The sequence below is a fragment of the Ideonella sp. B508-1 genome, assembly GCF_000333615.1.
Taxonomy (GTDB): domain Bacteria; phylum Pseudomonadota; class Gammaproteobacteria; order Burkholderiales; family Burkholderiaceae_C; genus Ideonella.
In genome coordinates this window covers 1-12664 of the sequence record NZ_BADL01000539.1, presented here as the reverse complement: position 1 = coordinate 12664, position 12664 = coordinate 1, and the positions used below count along the sequence as shown (strand labels likewise).

Sequence of the window (12664 nt, the reverse complement as noted above, 5' to 3'; positions counted from 1 at the left end):
GGCCGGGGACGCCCTTGCGGGCCGATGGGCTGGAGGTCAGCGTCTACCCGGTGCCCGCCTACTCCACGCTGGGCATGAGCAACTGGCTGGGCGGCGACCCTCTGCTCAACACCTTCATCCGCTGGCCCGAAGGCGAACTGGCCCGGCTGATCTTCCACGAGCTGTCGCACCAGGTGGTCTATGCCGCGGGGGACACCACCTTCAACGAGAGTTTTGCCACTGCGGTGGAGCAGATCGGGGCCCAGCGCTGGCTGAGCCGCTTTGGCGACGAGGCCGCCCGGCGCGAGTACGCCGCGCTGGAACGGCGGCGCCAGGACTTCCGCGCCCTGACTGGCCGCACCCGGGCGGCCCTGCAGGCGCTGTACGCCAGCCCGCTGGGCGAGGAGGCCAAGCGCGAGCGCAAGGCGGCGTTGTTCGCGCAGATGCGGGCCAAGTACGCGGCCCTGCGCGACGGCCCCTGGCAGGGCTTCGCGGGCTACGACCACTTCTTTGCACAGGCCAACAATGCCTCGCTGGGGGTGTTGGGGGCCTACCTGCAGTGGGTGCCGGCCTTCCAGGCGCTGTTCCAGCAGGAAGGGGAGAACTTTCCCCGCTTCTACGCCGCCGTGCAGCGGCTGGCCGACCGGCCACGGCCCGAACGCGAACAGGCGCTGCAGGCGCTCATGCCCGCGGCGGCGGCCTCAACACCCAAGGAGCCATGACATGTCCGATCTGAAGATGCACCGCGACCACCAACTGGGCCTGGAGCGGGCCCGGCAGGTGGCCCAGGACTGGGCCGGCTATGCCGAGAAGAAGCTGGACATGCGCTGCACCGTGCAACGCGGCAGCGACTGCGATGTGATCGAGTTCAACCGCTCGGGCGTCAAGGGCACGCTGACCGTGACGGCCGACCGCTTCGACCTGCAGGCCCAGCTGGGCCTGCTGTTCAAGGCCTTCGCAGGCAAGATCGAGGCGGAGACCGGCCGGATGCTGGACGAGGCCCTGGCCAAGGCTTCCGCGAAGAAGGCCTGAGCCGGGGGCTGGCGCCGACCTCAGTCCTTGAGCGACTCGATCAGGTCGATGTAGGCCTGCTTGGCTTCATCGGCCGCCTGGCCCTTCAGGTTGGACCAGGCGTCCCACTTGGCGCGGGCCACGAAGTCCATCATGCCGGGGCGCTCGCCCTGCACATCGCCTTCGGTGGCCTGCTTGTACAGCGCGTAGATCTTCAGCAGCGTCATGTTGTCGGGCTTTTCCGGCAGCTGCTTGCTCTCGGCCACGGCAGTCTGGAACAGGGCGGACAGGTCGGACATGGTCATCTCCTGAATTGAATGAACGTTCGTGCGGATATTAACCAGTCCCGCAGCGTTCCGACCCGACGTTCGTGGGCGCCGCCACAGAGAAGGGCGTGGGATCCACGGGGGTCTCGCTCATCGGCTGCCGCAGCTGCCGCAGGGTGTCCCGCGCCTGCGGGGTGAGGTAGGGGGCCACCAGCGCCAGAACCTGTCCCACGCCCTCGGCCAGCGTCCGCTCGGCCTGCGGGGCCTCCAGGGCCAAGCGTGGCGCGCGGGCGAAGGCGAAGCTGTGCCAGCCATTGAGCACCAGCACCAGGGCGGTGGCGAGGTCGTCGATCTCGGCCGCGCTCATCCTGGCGTCCCCGCCCGCCACCAGGCCCGCCAGCAGGGCCCGGGCGGCCTCGGTCTGGCGCAGCAGCATGGCCTGCACCTGCTGTTCCAGCTGCCGGTTGCGGCTGAGCAGTTCGTTGAGGTCGCGCAGCAGGAAGCGGTGCTTGTGCGCCAGCGCCAGCTGGGCCTGGATGCACTGCCAGGCCTCGGCGGTCCGGCGCACGGCCGGGGCCTGGGCCAGCACGCCGTCGAGGGCCTGCAGGTCCTCGGCCACCAGCGCATCGAGCAAGGCGTTCTTGGTGGGGTAGTGGTAATGCAGATTGCCGGGGCTGATGCACAGTTCGGCGGCGATGCGGGTGGTGGAGATGTTGGGCTCGCCGAAGCGGTTGTACAGCGCCCGCGCCGCCTCGAGGATGCGCTGGGGGGTGCGGCGGGGCGGTTTGGCGACCATGGCCGGACCAATCTAGCACCCGGACATGTCGTGGGCCCTTGGCACTCTCCCTAGAATCGCGCCCATGCCCGCCATCAGTTTCCAGGGCGTCACCAAGGTGTACCAGGGAGGGCAGGGCCCGTTCCGGGCCCTGGATGGCGTCAGCTTCGACATCGCCGAAGGCGAGTTCTTCGGCCTGCTGGGTCCCAACGGGGCCGGCAAGACCACCCTCATCAGCATCCTGGCCGGTCTGGCCCGCGCCACCGAGGGCCGGGTCACCGTGATGGGCCACGACGTGCGCAGCGACCTCGCCCAGGCCCGCCACGCCCTGGGCATCGTGCCGCAGGAACTGGTGTTCGACCCCTTCTTCTCGGTGCGCGAGACCCTGCGCATCCAGAGCGGCTACTTTGGCGTGCGCCACAACGACGACTGGATCGACGAGGTGCTGGCCGGCCTGGGGCTGACCGACAAGGCCAATGCCAACATGCGCCAGCTCTCCGGCGGCATGAAGCGCCGGGTGCTGGTGGCCCAGGCCCTGGTGCACCGGCCGCCGGTCATCGTGCTGGACGAGCCCACCGCCGGCGTGGACGTGGAGCTGCGCCAGACCCTCTGGCAGTTCGTTGCCCGCCTGAACCAGCAGGGCCACACCGTGCTGCTGACCACCCACTACCTGGAAGAGGCCGAGGCCTTGTGCGGGCGCATCGCCATGCTCAAGCGTGGCCAGATCGTGGCGCTGGACCGCACCAGCAACCTGCTGCACGCGGCCGGTGGCAGCATGCTGCGCTTCAAGACGGACGACGCCCTGCCGCCCGCGCTGCAGGCCCGCGCCCGCGTGACCGGCCGCATCGCCCAGGTGAGCGCGCGCGACGCCGCCGACGTGGAGGCCGTGCTGGCCCAGCTGCGCGCTGCCGGCGTGCGGGTGGAGGATCTGGAGATCGGTCGGGCCGATCTGGAGGACGTGTTCCTGGCCATCATGCAGGGCACGGCCACACCCGCACCCGTTCCGCGCCAGGAGGTGTCGGCATGAACGCCCCCGAACGCCTGCTGCCCGCCCGTCCCGAACCCGAGCTCGGCCCGCTGGCCGGTGCCCGCACCCTGTTCTACAAGGAAGTGCTGCGTTTCTGGAAGGTCAGCTTCCAGACCGTGGGCGCACCGGTGCTGACCGCGGTGCTCTACCTGCTGATCTTCGGCCATGTGCTGGAGGACCATGTGAAGGTCTACGGCCAGATCGGCTACACCGCCTTCCTGATCCCGGGCCTGGTGATGATGAGCGTGCTGCAGAACGCCTTTGCCAACACCTCGTCCAGCCTGATCCAGAGCAAGATCACCGGCAACCTGGTGTTCCTGCTGGTCACGCCGCTGTCGCACTGGGCCTGGTTCCTGGCCTATGTGGGCGCGGCCATCGTCCGGGGCCTGGTGGTGGGCCTGGGGGTGCTGGTCGTCACCGTCTGGTTCGGCCCGCCCGGCCTGGCGCAGCCGCTGTGGGTGCTGGCCTTCGCGCTGCTGGGCGCGGGGCTGATGGGGGCGCTGGGCCTGATCGCCGGCCTGTGGGCCGAGAAGTTCGACCAGATGGCGGCCTTCCAGAACTTCCTGGTCATGCCCATGACCATGCTGGCCGGGGTGTTCTATTCGGTGTCCACCCTGCCGCCGTTCTGGCAGGCGGCCAGCCACTTCAACCCCTTCTTCTACATGATCGACGGCTTCCGCCATGGCTTCTTCGGGGTCAGCGATGTGTCGCCCTGGGCCAGCCTGGCCGTGGTGGGTGGGGCCTTCCTGGCCGCCTCGGTGCTGACGCTGCGCCTGCTGAAGTCGGGCTACAAGATCCGGAATTGAGCGCGTGGTGACGGCGCCAGGTGCTTATCAGCGATAATCCGCCCATCATGGCCAATCCCACCCCCGCCCAGCTCCACGCGTACATTGCCGCCGGTCTCGGCTGCGATCACCTGGACGTGCAGGGCGACGGCCAGCACTTCTACGCCACCATCGTCTCGCCCGAGTTCGAAGGCCTGTCGCGCGTGCACCGCCACCAGCGGGTGTACGCGGCCCTGGGCGAGCGCATGCGCGCTGAAATCCACGCCCTTTCGATGAAGACCCTGACCCCGGCCGAATGGGCCGCCCAGGGTCCCGCCGCCGCGCTGCAGGCGCCGGCTGAACACCGCCATTGACCCTCTCCCGCGGTCCGGACCGTGGGTGATGGGTGACGTCGCGGTGGCGATGGACCCCTCCCATCCCTCCAGGTTCGGACGGCCCATTCCCCGACCAGAGCACCCCTCATCATGGACAGACTTCTCATCCGCGGCGGCCAGCCCCTGCACGGCGAAGTGACCATCTCCGGCGCCAAGAACGCGGCCCTGCCCGAGCTGTGCGCGGCCCTGCTGACGGCCCAGCCCGTCACGCTGAGCAACGTGCCCAAGCTGCAGGACGTGGCCACCACCCTGAAGGTGCTGCGTCACCTGGGTGCCACGGCCGAACGCGACGCCGAGCGGCCGGACGTGGTGCGCATCAACGCCGGCACCGTCCACTCCACCGAGGCGCCTTACGAGCTGGTCAAGACCATGCGCGCCTCCATCCTGGTGCTGGGGCCGCTGCTGGCCCGCTTCGGCGCGGCCAAGGTCTCGCTGCCCGGCGGCTGCGCCATCGGCTCGCGGCCGGTGGACCAGCACATCAAGGGCCTGCAGGCCATGGGCGCGGAGATCACCGTGCAGCACGGCTACATCCAGGCCCTGGCGCCCCAGGGCGAGGGCGGCCTGCGCCGCCTGCGCGGCGCGCGCATCACGACCGACATGGTCACCGTGACCGGCACCGAGAACCTGCTGATGGCCGCGGCCCTGGCCGATGGCGAGACCATCCTGGAGAACGCAGCGCGCGAGCCCGAGATCCCCGACCTGGCCGAGATGCTCATCAAGATGGGCGCGCAGATCGAAGGCCACGGCACGCACCGCATCCGCATCTGGGGCGTGGAGCGCCTGAACGCGCCCGAGGGCGGCCACCGTATCGTGCCCGACCGCATCGAGGCCGGCACCTTCCTGTGCGCGGTGGCGGCCGCCGGTGGCGATGTGGTGCTGCGCGAGGCCCGTGCCACCCACCTGGACGCGGTGATCGACAAGCTGCGTGAGGCCGGCATGACCATCACCGCCGGCGAGGACTGGATCCGCATCCAGGCCACGGCGCGGCCCAAGGCGGTCAGCTTCCGCACCACCGAGTACCCCGGCTTCCCCACCGACATGCAGGCCCAGTTCATGGCCGTCAACTGCGTGGCCGAAGGCGCAGCGCGGATCGCCGAGACCATCTTCGAGAACCGCTTCATGCACGTCAACGAGCTGATCCGCCTGGGCGCGCAGATCGTCGTGGACGGCCACACCGCCATGGTCACCGGGGTCGAGCACCTGTCGGGCGCCACCGTGATGGCCACCGACCTGCGGGCCTCGGCCAGCCTGGTCATCGCCGGCCTGGTGGCCGAAGGCAGCACCACGGTGGACCGCATCTACCACCTGGACCGCGGCTACGACCGCATGGAAGACAAGCTGCGCGCCATCGGCGCCCACATCGAACGCGTGAGCGAAAGGACCGGCGCATGATCACGCTGGCGCTGTCCAAGGGACGCATTTTCGAAGAGACCCTGCCGCTGCTGGCGGCCGCGGGCATCACCGTCACCGAGGACCCGGAGAAGAGCCGCAAGCTCATCCTGCCGACCAACCAGCCCGATGTGCGGGTGGTGCTGGTGCGGGCCACGGACGTGCCCACCTATGTCCAGTATGGCGGTGCCGACATGGGCGTGGCCGGCAAGGACGTGCTGCTGGAGCACGGCGGCGAAGGCCTGTACCAGCCGCTGGACCTGAACATCGCCAAGTGCCGCATGAGCGTGGCGGTGCGTGCCGACTTCGACTACGCCACTGCGGTGCGCCAGGGATCGCGCCTGCGCGTGGCCACCAAGTACACCCATGTGGCCCGGCAGCACTTCGCCGACAAGGGCATGCATGTGGACCTGATCAAGCTCTACGGCTCGATGGAGCTGGCCCCGCTGACCGGCCTGGCCGACGCCATCGTGGACCTGGTCTCCACCGGCAAGACCCTGCTGGCCAACCACCTGGTCGAGGTCGAGCAGATCATGGAGATCTCCTCCCGCCTGGTGGTCAACCAGGCCGCGCTCAAGCTCAAGCGCACCCGCCTCAAGCCCCTGATCGACGCCTTCGCCTCGGCCATCCAGCCCTGAATCCCCCGTCCGCCGGACCCTTGCCATGACCGCCCTGAACCTGCGCCAGCTCGCCACCACCGCCGCCGACTTCGAGAGCGAATTCGCCCGGCTGCGACACTGGTCCGCGGACACCGACGCGGCCATCGAGCAGCGCGTGGCCGACATCCTGGCCGACGTGCAGGCCCGGGGTGACGCCGCGGTGCTGGACTACACCACCCGCTTCGACGGCCTGAGCGCCGACAGCGTGGCTGCGCTGGAATTGACCCGCGAGGAGCTCAAGGCCGCCTTCGAGGCCATCACCCCGGCCCAGCGCAGCGCGCTGGAAGCCGCCGCGGCCCGTGTGCGCAGCTACCACGAGCGCCAGCTGGCCGCCAGCGGCCAGAGCTGGAGCTACCGCGACGAGGACGGCACGCTGCTGGGCCAGAAGGTGACGCCGCTGGACCGCGTGGGCATCTACGTGCCCGGCGGCAAGGCGGCGTACCCCTCCAGCGTGCTGATGAACGCCATCCCCGCCCATGTGGCCGGCGTGGGCGAGATCATCATGGTCGTGCCCACCCCCAAGGGCGAGAAGAACGCGCTGGTGCTGGCCGCGGCCTATGTGGCCGGCGTGACCCGCGCCTTCACCATCGGTGGCGCCCAGGCCGTGGCCGCGCTGGCCCACGGCACCGCCACCGTGCCGGCGGTGGACAAGATCACCGGCCCGGGCAATGCCTATGTGGCCAGCGCCAAGCGCCGCGTCTTCGGCCAGGTCGGCATCGACATGATCGCCGGCCCCAGCGAGATCCTGGTGCTGGCCGATGGCACGACCCCGCCCGAGTGGGTGGCGATGGACCTGTTCAGCCAGGCCGAGCACGATGAGCTGGCGCAGAGCATCCTGCTGTGCCCGGACGCCGCCTACCTGGACCGCGTGCGCGCCGAGATCGAGCGCCTGCTGCCCACCATGCCGCGCCAGGCCGTGATCCGCGCCAGCCTGGAAGGCCGTGGCGCCCTGATCCACACCCGCTCGATGGAAGAGGCCTGCACGATCAGCAACCGCATCGCGCCCGAGCACCTGGAAGTCTCCAGCGCCGAGCCGAACCGCTGGGAGCCGCTGCTCAAGCATGCCGGCGCCATCTTCCTGGGCGCCTACACCAGCGAAAGCCTGGGCGACTACTGCGCCGGCCCCAACCACGTGCTGCCCACCTCGGGCACCGCGCGCTTCTCCTCGCCGCTGGGCACCTACGACTTCCAGAAGCGCTCCAGCCTGATCGAGGTCAGCGCCGAAGGCGCGCAGATCCTCGGCCCCATCGCCGCCGAGCTGGCCTATGGCGAGGGCCTGCAGGGCCACGCCCAGGCCGCCGAGCTGCGCCTGAAGAACCGAGCCGAACGAGCCTGAAGGACCCGACGCGATGAGCCGCTACTGGAGTGAGATCGTCCGCACGCTGACCCCTTACGTGCCGGGCGAGCAACCGAAGATCGACGGGCTGGTCAAGCTCAACACCAACGAGTGCCCCTACGGCCCCAGCGAGAAGGTGCTGGCCGCCATCGCCGGGCAGAACAGCGAGGCCCTGCGCCTGTACCCGGATCCGCAGGCCAGCGCGCTGAAGGCGGCCATCGCCCGCCGCCATGGCCTGGCCGAGAACCAGGTCTTCGTCGGCAACGGCTCCGACGAGGTGCTGGCCCACATCTTCATGGGCCTGCTGCGCCACACCGCGCCGCTGCTGTATCCGGACATCAGCTACAGCTTCTACCCGGTCTACGCCAAGCTCTACGGCATCGCCACGCGGGCCATCCCGCTGGCTGAGGACTTCTCGCTGCGGGTGGACGATTACCTGCAGGCGGGGCCGAACGGCGGCATCATCTTCGCCAATCCCAACGCGCCCACCGGCATGCCGCTGCCGCTGGCCGAGATCCGCCGCCTGCTGCAGGGCAACCCGGACTCGGTGGTGGTGGTGGACGAGGCCTATGTGGACTTCGGCGCCGAATCGGCCGTGGGCCTGATCGCCGACTTCCCGCAGCTGCTGGTGGTCCACACCCTGTCTAAGTCGCGCGCCCTGGCCGGCCTGCGGGTGGGCTATGCGATGGGTCACCCCGAGCTGATCGAGGCCCTGACCCGCGTGAAGGACAGCTTCAACTCCTACCCGCTGGACCGCCTGGCCATTGCCGGCGCGGTGGCCGCGATCGAGGACGAGGCCTGGTTCGAAGCCACCTGCCGCAAGGTCATCACCACCCGCGAGCGCATGGTGGCTGGCCTGCAGGCCCGTGGCTTCCAGGTGCTGCCCTCGGCCGCCAATTTCGTGTTTGCTCGGCGCCCCGGCAGCGACGGTGCGGCCCTGGCGGCCGGCCTGCGCGAGCACAAGGTGCTGGTGCGCCATTTCCGCGCCCCCGAGCGCATCGCGCCCTTCCTGCGCATCAGCGTGGGCACCGAGGCGCAGACCGATGCGCTGCTCGCGGCGCTGGACGCCATCCTGGCCTGACCCCCGACCCCACTTTCGGAGTACCCCGCCATGCGCACCGCCCAGGTTTCCCGCAACACCCAGGAGACGAAGATCAGCGTCTCGCTCAACCTGGATGGCACGGGCCAGTCCAAGTTGGCCACCGGCATCGGCTTCTTCGACCACATGCTCGACCAGATCGCCCGCCACGGCCTGATCGACCTGGAGATCACCGCCGAAGGCGATCTGCACATCGATGGCCACCACACGGTGGAGGATGTGGGCATCACCCTGGGCCAGGCGGTAGCGCAGGCCGTGGGCGACAAGAAGGGCATCACCCGCTACGGCCACAGCTACGTGCCGCTGGACGAGGCGCTCTCGCGCGTGGTGGTCGATTTCTCCGGCCGCCCGGGCCTGGCGATGGACGTGAATTTCACGGCCGGCATGATCGGCGCGCTGGACACCCAGCTGGTGTTCGAGTTCTTCCAGGGTTTCGTCAACCATGCGGGCGTGAGCCTGCACATCGACAACCTCAAGGGCCACAATGCCCACCACCAGTGCGAAACGATCTTCAAGGCCTTCGGCCGCGCACTGCGCATGGCGCTGACGCCGGACCCGCGCTCCGCGGGGGTGATTCCGTCCACCAAGGGATGTCTCTGAGATGAGCCGCCGCACCGTCGCCGTCGTCGATTACGGCATGGGCAACCTGCGCAGCGTGTCGCAGGCCGTGATGCATGTGGCCGCCGACAGCGGGCTGGACGTGATCGTCACCGCCCGGCCGGAAGAAGTGCGCGCTGCCGAGCGCGTGGTGCTGCCGGGCCAGGGCGCCATGCGCGACTGCATGCGCGAACTGCGCGATTCCGGTCTGCAGGAAGCCGTGCTCGAGGCCGCGGCCAGCAAGCCCTTGATGGGCGTGTGCGTGGGCATGCAGATGCTGCTGGACCATTCCGAAGAGCAGGACACGCCGGGCCTGGGTCTGATCCCGGGGCGGGTGCTGCGCTTCCGCCTGGAAGGGCGGCTCCAGCCCGATGGCAGCCGCTACAAGGTGCCCCAGATGGGCTGGAACCAGGTGTCGCAGTGTTCACCGGGCGGCGTGCGTCACCCGGTGTGGGGCGAGGTGCCCGATGGCGCCTGGTTCTATTTCGTGCACAGCTATTTCACCCGCCCGGATCAAGCCGTCCATACCGCGGGTGAAACCGAATATGGCGAGCGCTTTACCTGCGCGGTGGCCCGGGATAATATTTTCGCCACGCAGTTCCACCCCGAAAAAAGCGCCGCGCACGGTCTGGCCCTGTATCGCAATTTCCTGCACTGGAACCCCTGAGACGTTTGCCCGAGGTCCTGCCGGTTTCTGGCCACCTCGAATCCAGCCCGCGGTTTCTGCTCCAAATTCCCTACTCGCGCTCCCCGAGCCATGCTGCTGATCCCTGCGATCGACCTGAAAGACGGTCAATGTGTCCGCCTCCAACAGGGCGACATGAATGCTTCCACCACCTTTGGCGAGGACCCGGCCGCGATGGCCCGGCGCTGGCTGGAGGCGGGCGCGCGCCGCCTGCACCTGGTGGATCTCAATGGCGCCTTCGCCGGCAAGCCGGTCAACGAGGGGGCCATCAAGGCCATCCTGAAGGAGGTCGGGGACGAGATCCCCGTTCAACTGGGGGGCGGCATCCGCGACCTCGACACCATCGAGCGCTACCTCGATGACGGCCTGAGCTACGTCATCATCGGTACCGCCGCGGTCAAGAACCCCGGCTTCCTGCGCGATGCCTGCACGGCCTTCGGCGGCCACATCATCGTGGGCCTGGACGCCAAGGACGGCAGGGTCGCCACCGACGGCTGGAGCAAGCTGACCGGCCACGAGGTGGTGGACCTGGCCAAGAAGTTCGAGGACTACGGGGTCGAGGCGGTGATCTACACCGACATCGGCCGCGACGGCATGCTCACCGGCATCAACATCGAGGCCACCGTCAAGCTGGCCCAGGCGCTGTCCATTCCCGTGATCGCCTCGGGCGGCCTGTCCAACATGGCCGACATCGAGGCCCTCTGCGCGGTGGAGGGCGAGGGGGTCGAGGGCGTGATCTGCGGCCGCTCGATCTACACCGGCGCGCTGGACTTCTCCGCCGCGCAGCTGCGCGCCGACGAACTGGGCGCCTGAGGCCCCTGCAGGCTGGGCCGCAGGGCCCGGCCGCCATGGCCCTGCCAGTGGGCCGGCAGTTTCTGCACCGCCGCCCGCGCATCCAGCCCGCGCAGCGGCACCGCCACATCGGCCGGGATGGCCTGGTGGGCCAGCAGGGCCTGGTAGCGCAGGGCGCTCACCCGCAGGAAGGACGCGAAGTTGCCGGCTTCCCCGCGGGCCGCGATCAGCTCGTCGTAGAGCTTCTCGATCAGCTGCACCACGGTCAGCCCGTCCCGTCCGGCGATCTCGTCCAGCACGTCCCAGAAGAGATGTTCCAGTCGGATGCTGGTGACCACCCCGTGCAGGCGCACGGAGCGGGTCCGGCTCTCGTAGCTGAGGGGATCGGCGCCGATGAAGATCTCGCACATGGCCAGCCTCGCGAAGCAGGGGGGACGGAGCCGCCACTCTAGGGCAGCGTGCGCCTCCCCGCCATCGGGTCAGGTCTCGATGCGGGTGCCCAGCACCGCCAGGAACTGGCCGATCCAGGCCGGGTGGGCGGGCCATGCGGGGGCAGTCACCAGCTTGCCGTCGGTGATGGCGGCGTCCACCGGGATGCCGCAGTACTCGGCGCCGGCCAGCTCAACTTCCACCTGGCAGGCCGGGTAGGCCGACACGCGGCGGCCCTTGAGCAGGCCGGTGGCGGCCAGCAGCTGCGCGCCATGGCAGACCGCGGCCACCGGCTTGTCGGCGGCCAGGAAGTGGCGGGTGATCTCGACCACCCGGGCGTTCATGCGCAGGTATTCCGGCGCCCGGCCGCCCGGGATCACCAGCGCGTCATAGGCCTCGGGCTTCACCTCGGCGAAGCTGGCGTTGAGCGTGAAGTGGTGGCCCGGCTTCTCGCTGTAGGTCTGCGCCCCTTCGAAATCGTGCACCGCGGTGTGCACCCAGTCACCGGCCTTCTTGTCCGGGGCCACCGCGTGCACGGTGTGGCCCACGGCCTGCAGGGCCTGGAAGGGCACCATGGTTTCGTAGTCCTCGGCGTAGTCGCCGCACAGCATGAGGATTTTCTTGGGCATGCCTGTCTCCTGTCGGTTGGGCGGGCGCCCGCGCGCCCGTGAGGCCCATTCTTGGCATGGCCCGGCAAAGCGGGTAACAGCCGGCTGTGCTCCGGCTGTGCAGGGGTCAGCGCCCGAACAGATCCTTCAGGGAGCGCACGGTGTCACCGATGCTGCGGGCCTTGTCCACGGTGTTGCCCACCTGGTTGACCTGGTCCTGCACCGTGGTGGGGGTCGGGGTCGGGGCCGTTGCGGGAGCGGGGCGGGGCGCCGCGGTCGGTCGCGTGCCGCCCGCGTTCACGGGGGCCGCCGTGCCCGGGGCCGTCTGGGCCTGGGCCACGATCTCCACCCGCCGGTTGCGGGCGCGGCCTTCCTCGCTGCCGTTGTCGGCCACCGGCTGGCCGGCGCCGCGGCCCAGCGCGTTCAGGCGGTCCGGGGCGATGCCGTAGCGGCTGACCAGTGCGCCGTTCACCGCCTGGGCCCGCGCGGCCGACAGGGCCAGGTTGCTGTCCTCGCGCCCGACGTTGTCGGTGTGGCCGATCACGTCGATGCGCAGGCCCGGGTTGTCCTGCAGCACCTTGGCCAGTTCGGCCAGGGTGGCGTCCGAGCCGGGCTTGAGCTGGCTCTTGCCGCTGTCGAACAGGAAACCGTAGACATCGACCTTGCCGCTGGCCGCCAGCGCCTGGGCGATGGGGCTGGTGCCGGTGATGCCCATCTCGGCGTCGTCCAGCGAGCCTTTGTCGATGACGAACATCCAGACCAGGGCCTCGCCGCTGGGACCGCTGCCGGTGTGGTTCACGGCCAGCGACACCGAGGTGTTCCCGCGCCGGGCGGCCAGGTACTGGATGTCCTG

General features: G+C 69.6%; 17 protein-coding genes. 12 read left to right on the top strand and 5 right to left on the bottom strand.

Annotated features, from left to right (window positions below; all coding sequences use genetic code 11):
* Positions 1–701: aminopeptidase (locus tag I73_RS29605; protein ID WP_040501264.1), on the top strand; the 701-nt coding region annotated here is incomplete at its 5' end.
* Between the two features lies 1 nt (position 702).
* Positions 703–1011: a polyhydroxyalkanoic acid system family protein gene (locus I73_RS29600; RefSeq protein ID WP_022982427.1), complete on the top strand. Its 309-nt coding sequence runs from the start codon at positions 703–705 to the stop codon at positions 1009–1011.
* A 20-nt stretch (positions 1012–1031) separates the two neighbouring features.
* Here the strand turns inward: I73_RS29600 and I73_RS21040 are convergent, their stop codons facing one another.
* Positions 1032–1289 carry an acyl-CoA-binding protein gene (locus tag I73_RS21040; RefSeq protein WP_026097021.1) on the bottom strand — a complete coding sequence of 86 codons (258 nt, stop codon included), beginning with the start codon at positions 1287–1289 and terminating at the stop codon, positions 1032–1034.
* Positions 1290–1326: 37 nt separating this feature from the next.
* Positions 1327–2052, bottom strand: a complete 726-nt coding sequence (locus I73_RS29595) for a TetR/AcrR family transcriptional regulator (protein ID WP_022982425.1) — start codon at positions 2050–2052, stop codon at positions 1327–1329.
* A 64-nt stretch (positions 2053–2116) separates the two neighbouring features.
* Between I73_RS29595 and I73_RS21030 the strand changes: the two genes are divergently transcribed.
* From I73_RS21030 to hisA, 10 genes are all read left to right on the top strand, one after another.
* A complete protein-coding gene (locus I73_RS21030; RefSeq protein WP_022982424.1) occupies positions 2117–3058 on the top strand; it encodes an ABC transporter ATP-binding protein in 942 nt (313 codons plus the stop codon).
* Entirely contained in the window at positions 3055–3864 is an 810-nt protein-coding gene (locus I73_RS21025) for an ABC transporter permease (protein WP_022982423.1), read from the top strand. Before I73_RS21030 ends, I73_RS21025 begins: the two co-directional genes overlap by 4 nt.
* A gap of 47 nt (positions 3865–3911) precedes the next feature.
* Positions 3912–4196, top strand: a complete 285-nt coding sequence (locus I73_RS21020) for a BolA family protein (RefSeq protein ID WP_022982422.1) — start codon at positions 3912–3914, stop codon at positions 4194–4196.
* Positions 4197–4307: 111 nt separating this feature from the next.
* Positions 4308–5609 carry a UDP-N-acetylglucosamine 1-carboxyvinyltransferase gene (gene murA, locus I73_RS21015; RefSeq protein WP_022982421.1) on the top strand — a complete coding sequence of 434 codons (1302 nt, stop codon included), beginning with the start codon at positions 4308–4310 and terminating at the stop codon, positions 5607–5609.
* Positions 5606–6244, top strand: coding sequence for an ATP phosphoribosyltransferase (gene hisG, locus I73_RS21010; RefSeq protein WP_022982420.1), 639 nt, complete (start codon positions 5606–5608; stop codon positions 6242–6244). The genes murA and hisG overlap by 4 nt, the downstream gene beginning before the upstream one ends.
* 25 nt (positions 6245–6269) lie before the next feature.
* Positions 6270–7601 carry a histidinol dehydrogenase gene (gene hisD, locus I73_RS21005; protein ID WP_022982419.1) on the top strand — a complete coding sequence of 444 codons (1332 nt, stop codon included), beginning with the start codon at positions 6270–6272 and terminating at the stop codon, positions 7599–7601.
* Between the two features lie 13 nt (positions 7602–7614).
* A complete protein-coding gene (hisC, locus tag I73_RS21000; RefSeq protein WP_022982418.1) occupies positions 7615–8682 on the top strand; it encodes a histidinol-phosphate transaminase in 1068 nt (355 codons plus the stop codon).
* 30 nt (positions 8683–8712) lie between these two features.
* Positions 8713–9300: an imidazoleglycerol-phosphate dehydratase HisB gene (gene hisB / locus I73_RS20995; RefSeq protein WP_022982417.1), complete on the top strand. Its 588-nt coding sequence runs from the start codon at positions 8713–8715 to the stop codon at positions 9298–9300.
* 1 nt (position 9301) lies between these two features.
* A complete protein-coding gene (gene hisH / locus I73_RS20990) occupies positions 9302–9964 on the top strand; it encodes an imidazole glycerol phosphate synthase subunit HisH (RefSeq protein ID WP_022982416.1) in 663 nt (220 codons plus the stop codon).
* Positions 9965–10054: 90 nt separating this feature from the next.
* Positions 10055–10795 carry a 1-(5-phosphoribosyl)-5-[(5-phosphoribosylamino)methylideneamino]imidazole-4-carboxamide isomerase gene (gene hisA, locus I73_RS20985; RefSeq protein WP_022982415.1) on the top strand — a complete coding sequence of 247 codons (741 nt, stop codon included), beginning with the start codon at positions 10055–10057 and terminating at the stop codon, positions 10793–10795.
* Here the strand turns inward: hisA and I73_RS29590 are convergent.
* The 3 genes from I73_RS29590 to I73_RS31105 form a co-directional block, all read right to left on the bottom strand.
* Positions 10735–11184: a ribbon-helix-helix domain-containing protein gene (locus tag I73_RS29590; protein ID WP_022982414.1), complete on the bottom strand. Its 450-nt coding sequence runs from the start codon at positions 11182–11184 to the stop codon at positions 10735–10737. The genes hisA and I73_RS29590 overlap by 61 nt on opposite strands.
* A gap of 69 nt (positions 11185–11253) precedes the next feature.
* Positions 11254–11832, bottom strand: a complete 579-nt coding sequence (locus I73_RS20975) for a DJ-1/PfpI family protein (RefSeq protein ID WP_022982413.1) — start codon at positions 11830–11832, stop codon at positions 11254–11256.
* A gap of 106 nt (positions 11833–11938) precedes the next feature.
* The coding region (locus tag I73_RS31105; protein ID WP_022982412.1) for an OmpA family protein at positions 11939–12664 on the bottom strand (726 nt) is incomplete at its 5' end.

Coding starts and splice junctions, on each gene's coding strand:
- I73_RS29600 (WP_022982427.1), top strand. CDS start 703: ATGTCCGATCTGAAGATGCACCGCGACCACCAACTGGGCCTGGAGCGG.
- I73_RS21040 (WP_026097021.1), bottom strand. CDS start 1,289: ATGTCCGACCTGTCCGCCCTGTTCCAGACTGCCGTGGCCGAGAGCAAG.
- I73_RS29595 (WP_022982425.1), bottom strand. CDS start 2,052: ATGGTCGCCAAACCGCCCCGCCGCACCCCCCAGCGCATCCTCGAGGCG.
- I73_RS21030 (WP_022982424.1), top strand. CDS start 2,117: ATGCCCGCCATCAGTTTCCAGGGCGTCACCAAGGTGTACCAGGGAGGG.
- I73_RS21025 (WP_022982423.1), top strand. CDS start 3,055: ATGAACGCCCCCGAACGCCTGCTGCCCGCCCGTCCCGAACCCGAGCTC.
- I73_RS21020 (WP_022982422.1), top strand. CDS start 3,912: ATGGCCAATCCCACCCCCGCCCAGCTCCACGCGTACATTGCCGCCGGT.
- murA (WP_022982421.1), top strand. CDS start 4,308: ATGGACAGACTTCTCATCCGCGGCGGCCAGCCCCTGCACGGCGAAGTG.
- hisG (WP_022982420.1), top strand. CDS start 5,606: ATGATCACGCTGGCGCTGTCCAAGGGACGCATTTTCGAAGAGACCCTG.
- hisD (WP_022982419.1), top strand. CDS start 6,270: ATGACCGCCCTGAACCTGCGCCAGCTCGCCACCACCGCCGCCGACTTC.
- hisC (WP_022982418.1), top strand. CDS start 7,615: ATGAGCCGCTACTGGAGTGAGATCGTCCGCACGCTGACCCCTTACGTG.
- hisB (WP_022982417.1), top strand. CDS start 8,713: ATGCGCACCGCCCAGGTTTCCCGCAACACCCAGGAGACGAAGATCAGC.
- hisH (WP_022982416.1), top strand. CDS start 9,302: ATGAGCCGCCGCACCGTCGCCGTCGTCGATTACGGCATGGGCAACCTG.
- hisA (WP_022982415.1), top strand. CDS start 10,055: ATGCTGCTGATCCCTGCGATCGACCTGAAAGACGGTCAATGTGTCCGC.
- I73_RS29590 (WP_022982414.1), bottom strand. CDS start 11,184: ATGTGCGAGATCTTCATCGGCGCCGATCCCCTCAGCTACGAGAGCCGG.
- I73_RS20975 (WP_022982413.1), bottom strand. CDS start 11,832: ATGCCCAAGAAAATCCTCATGCTGTGCGGCGACTACGCCGAGGACTAC.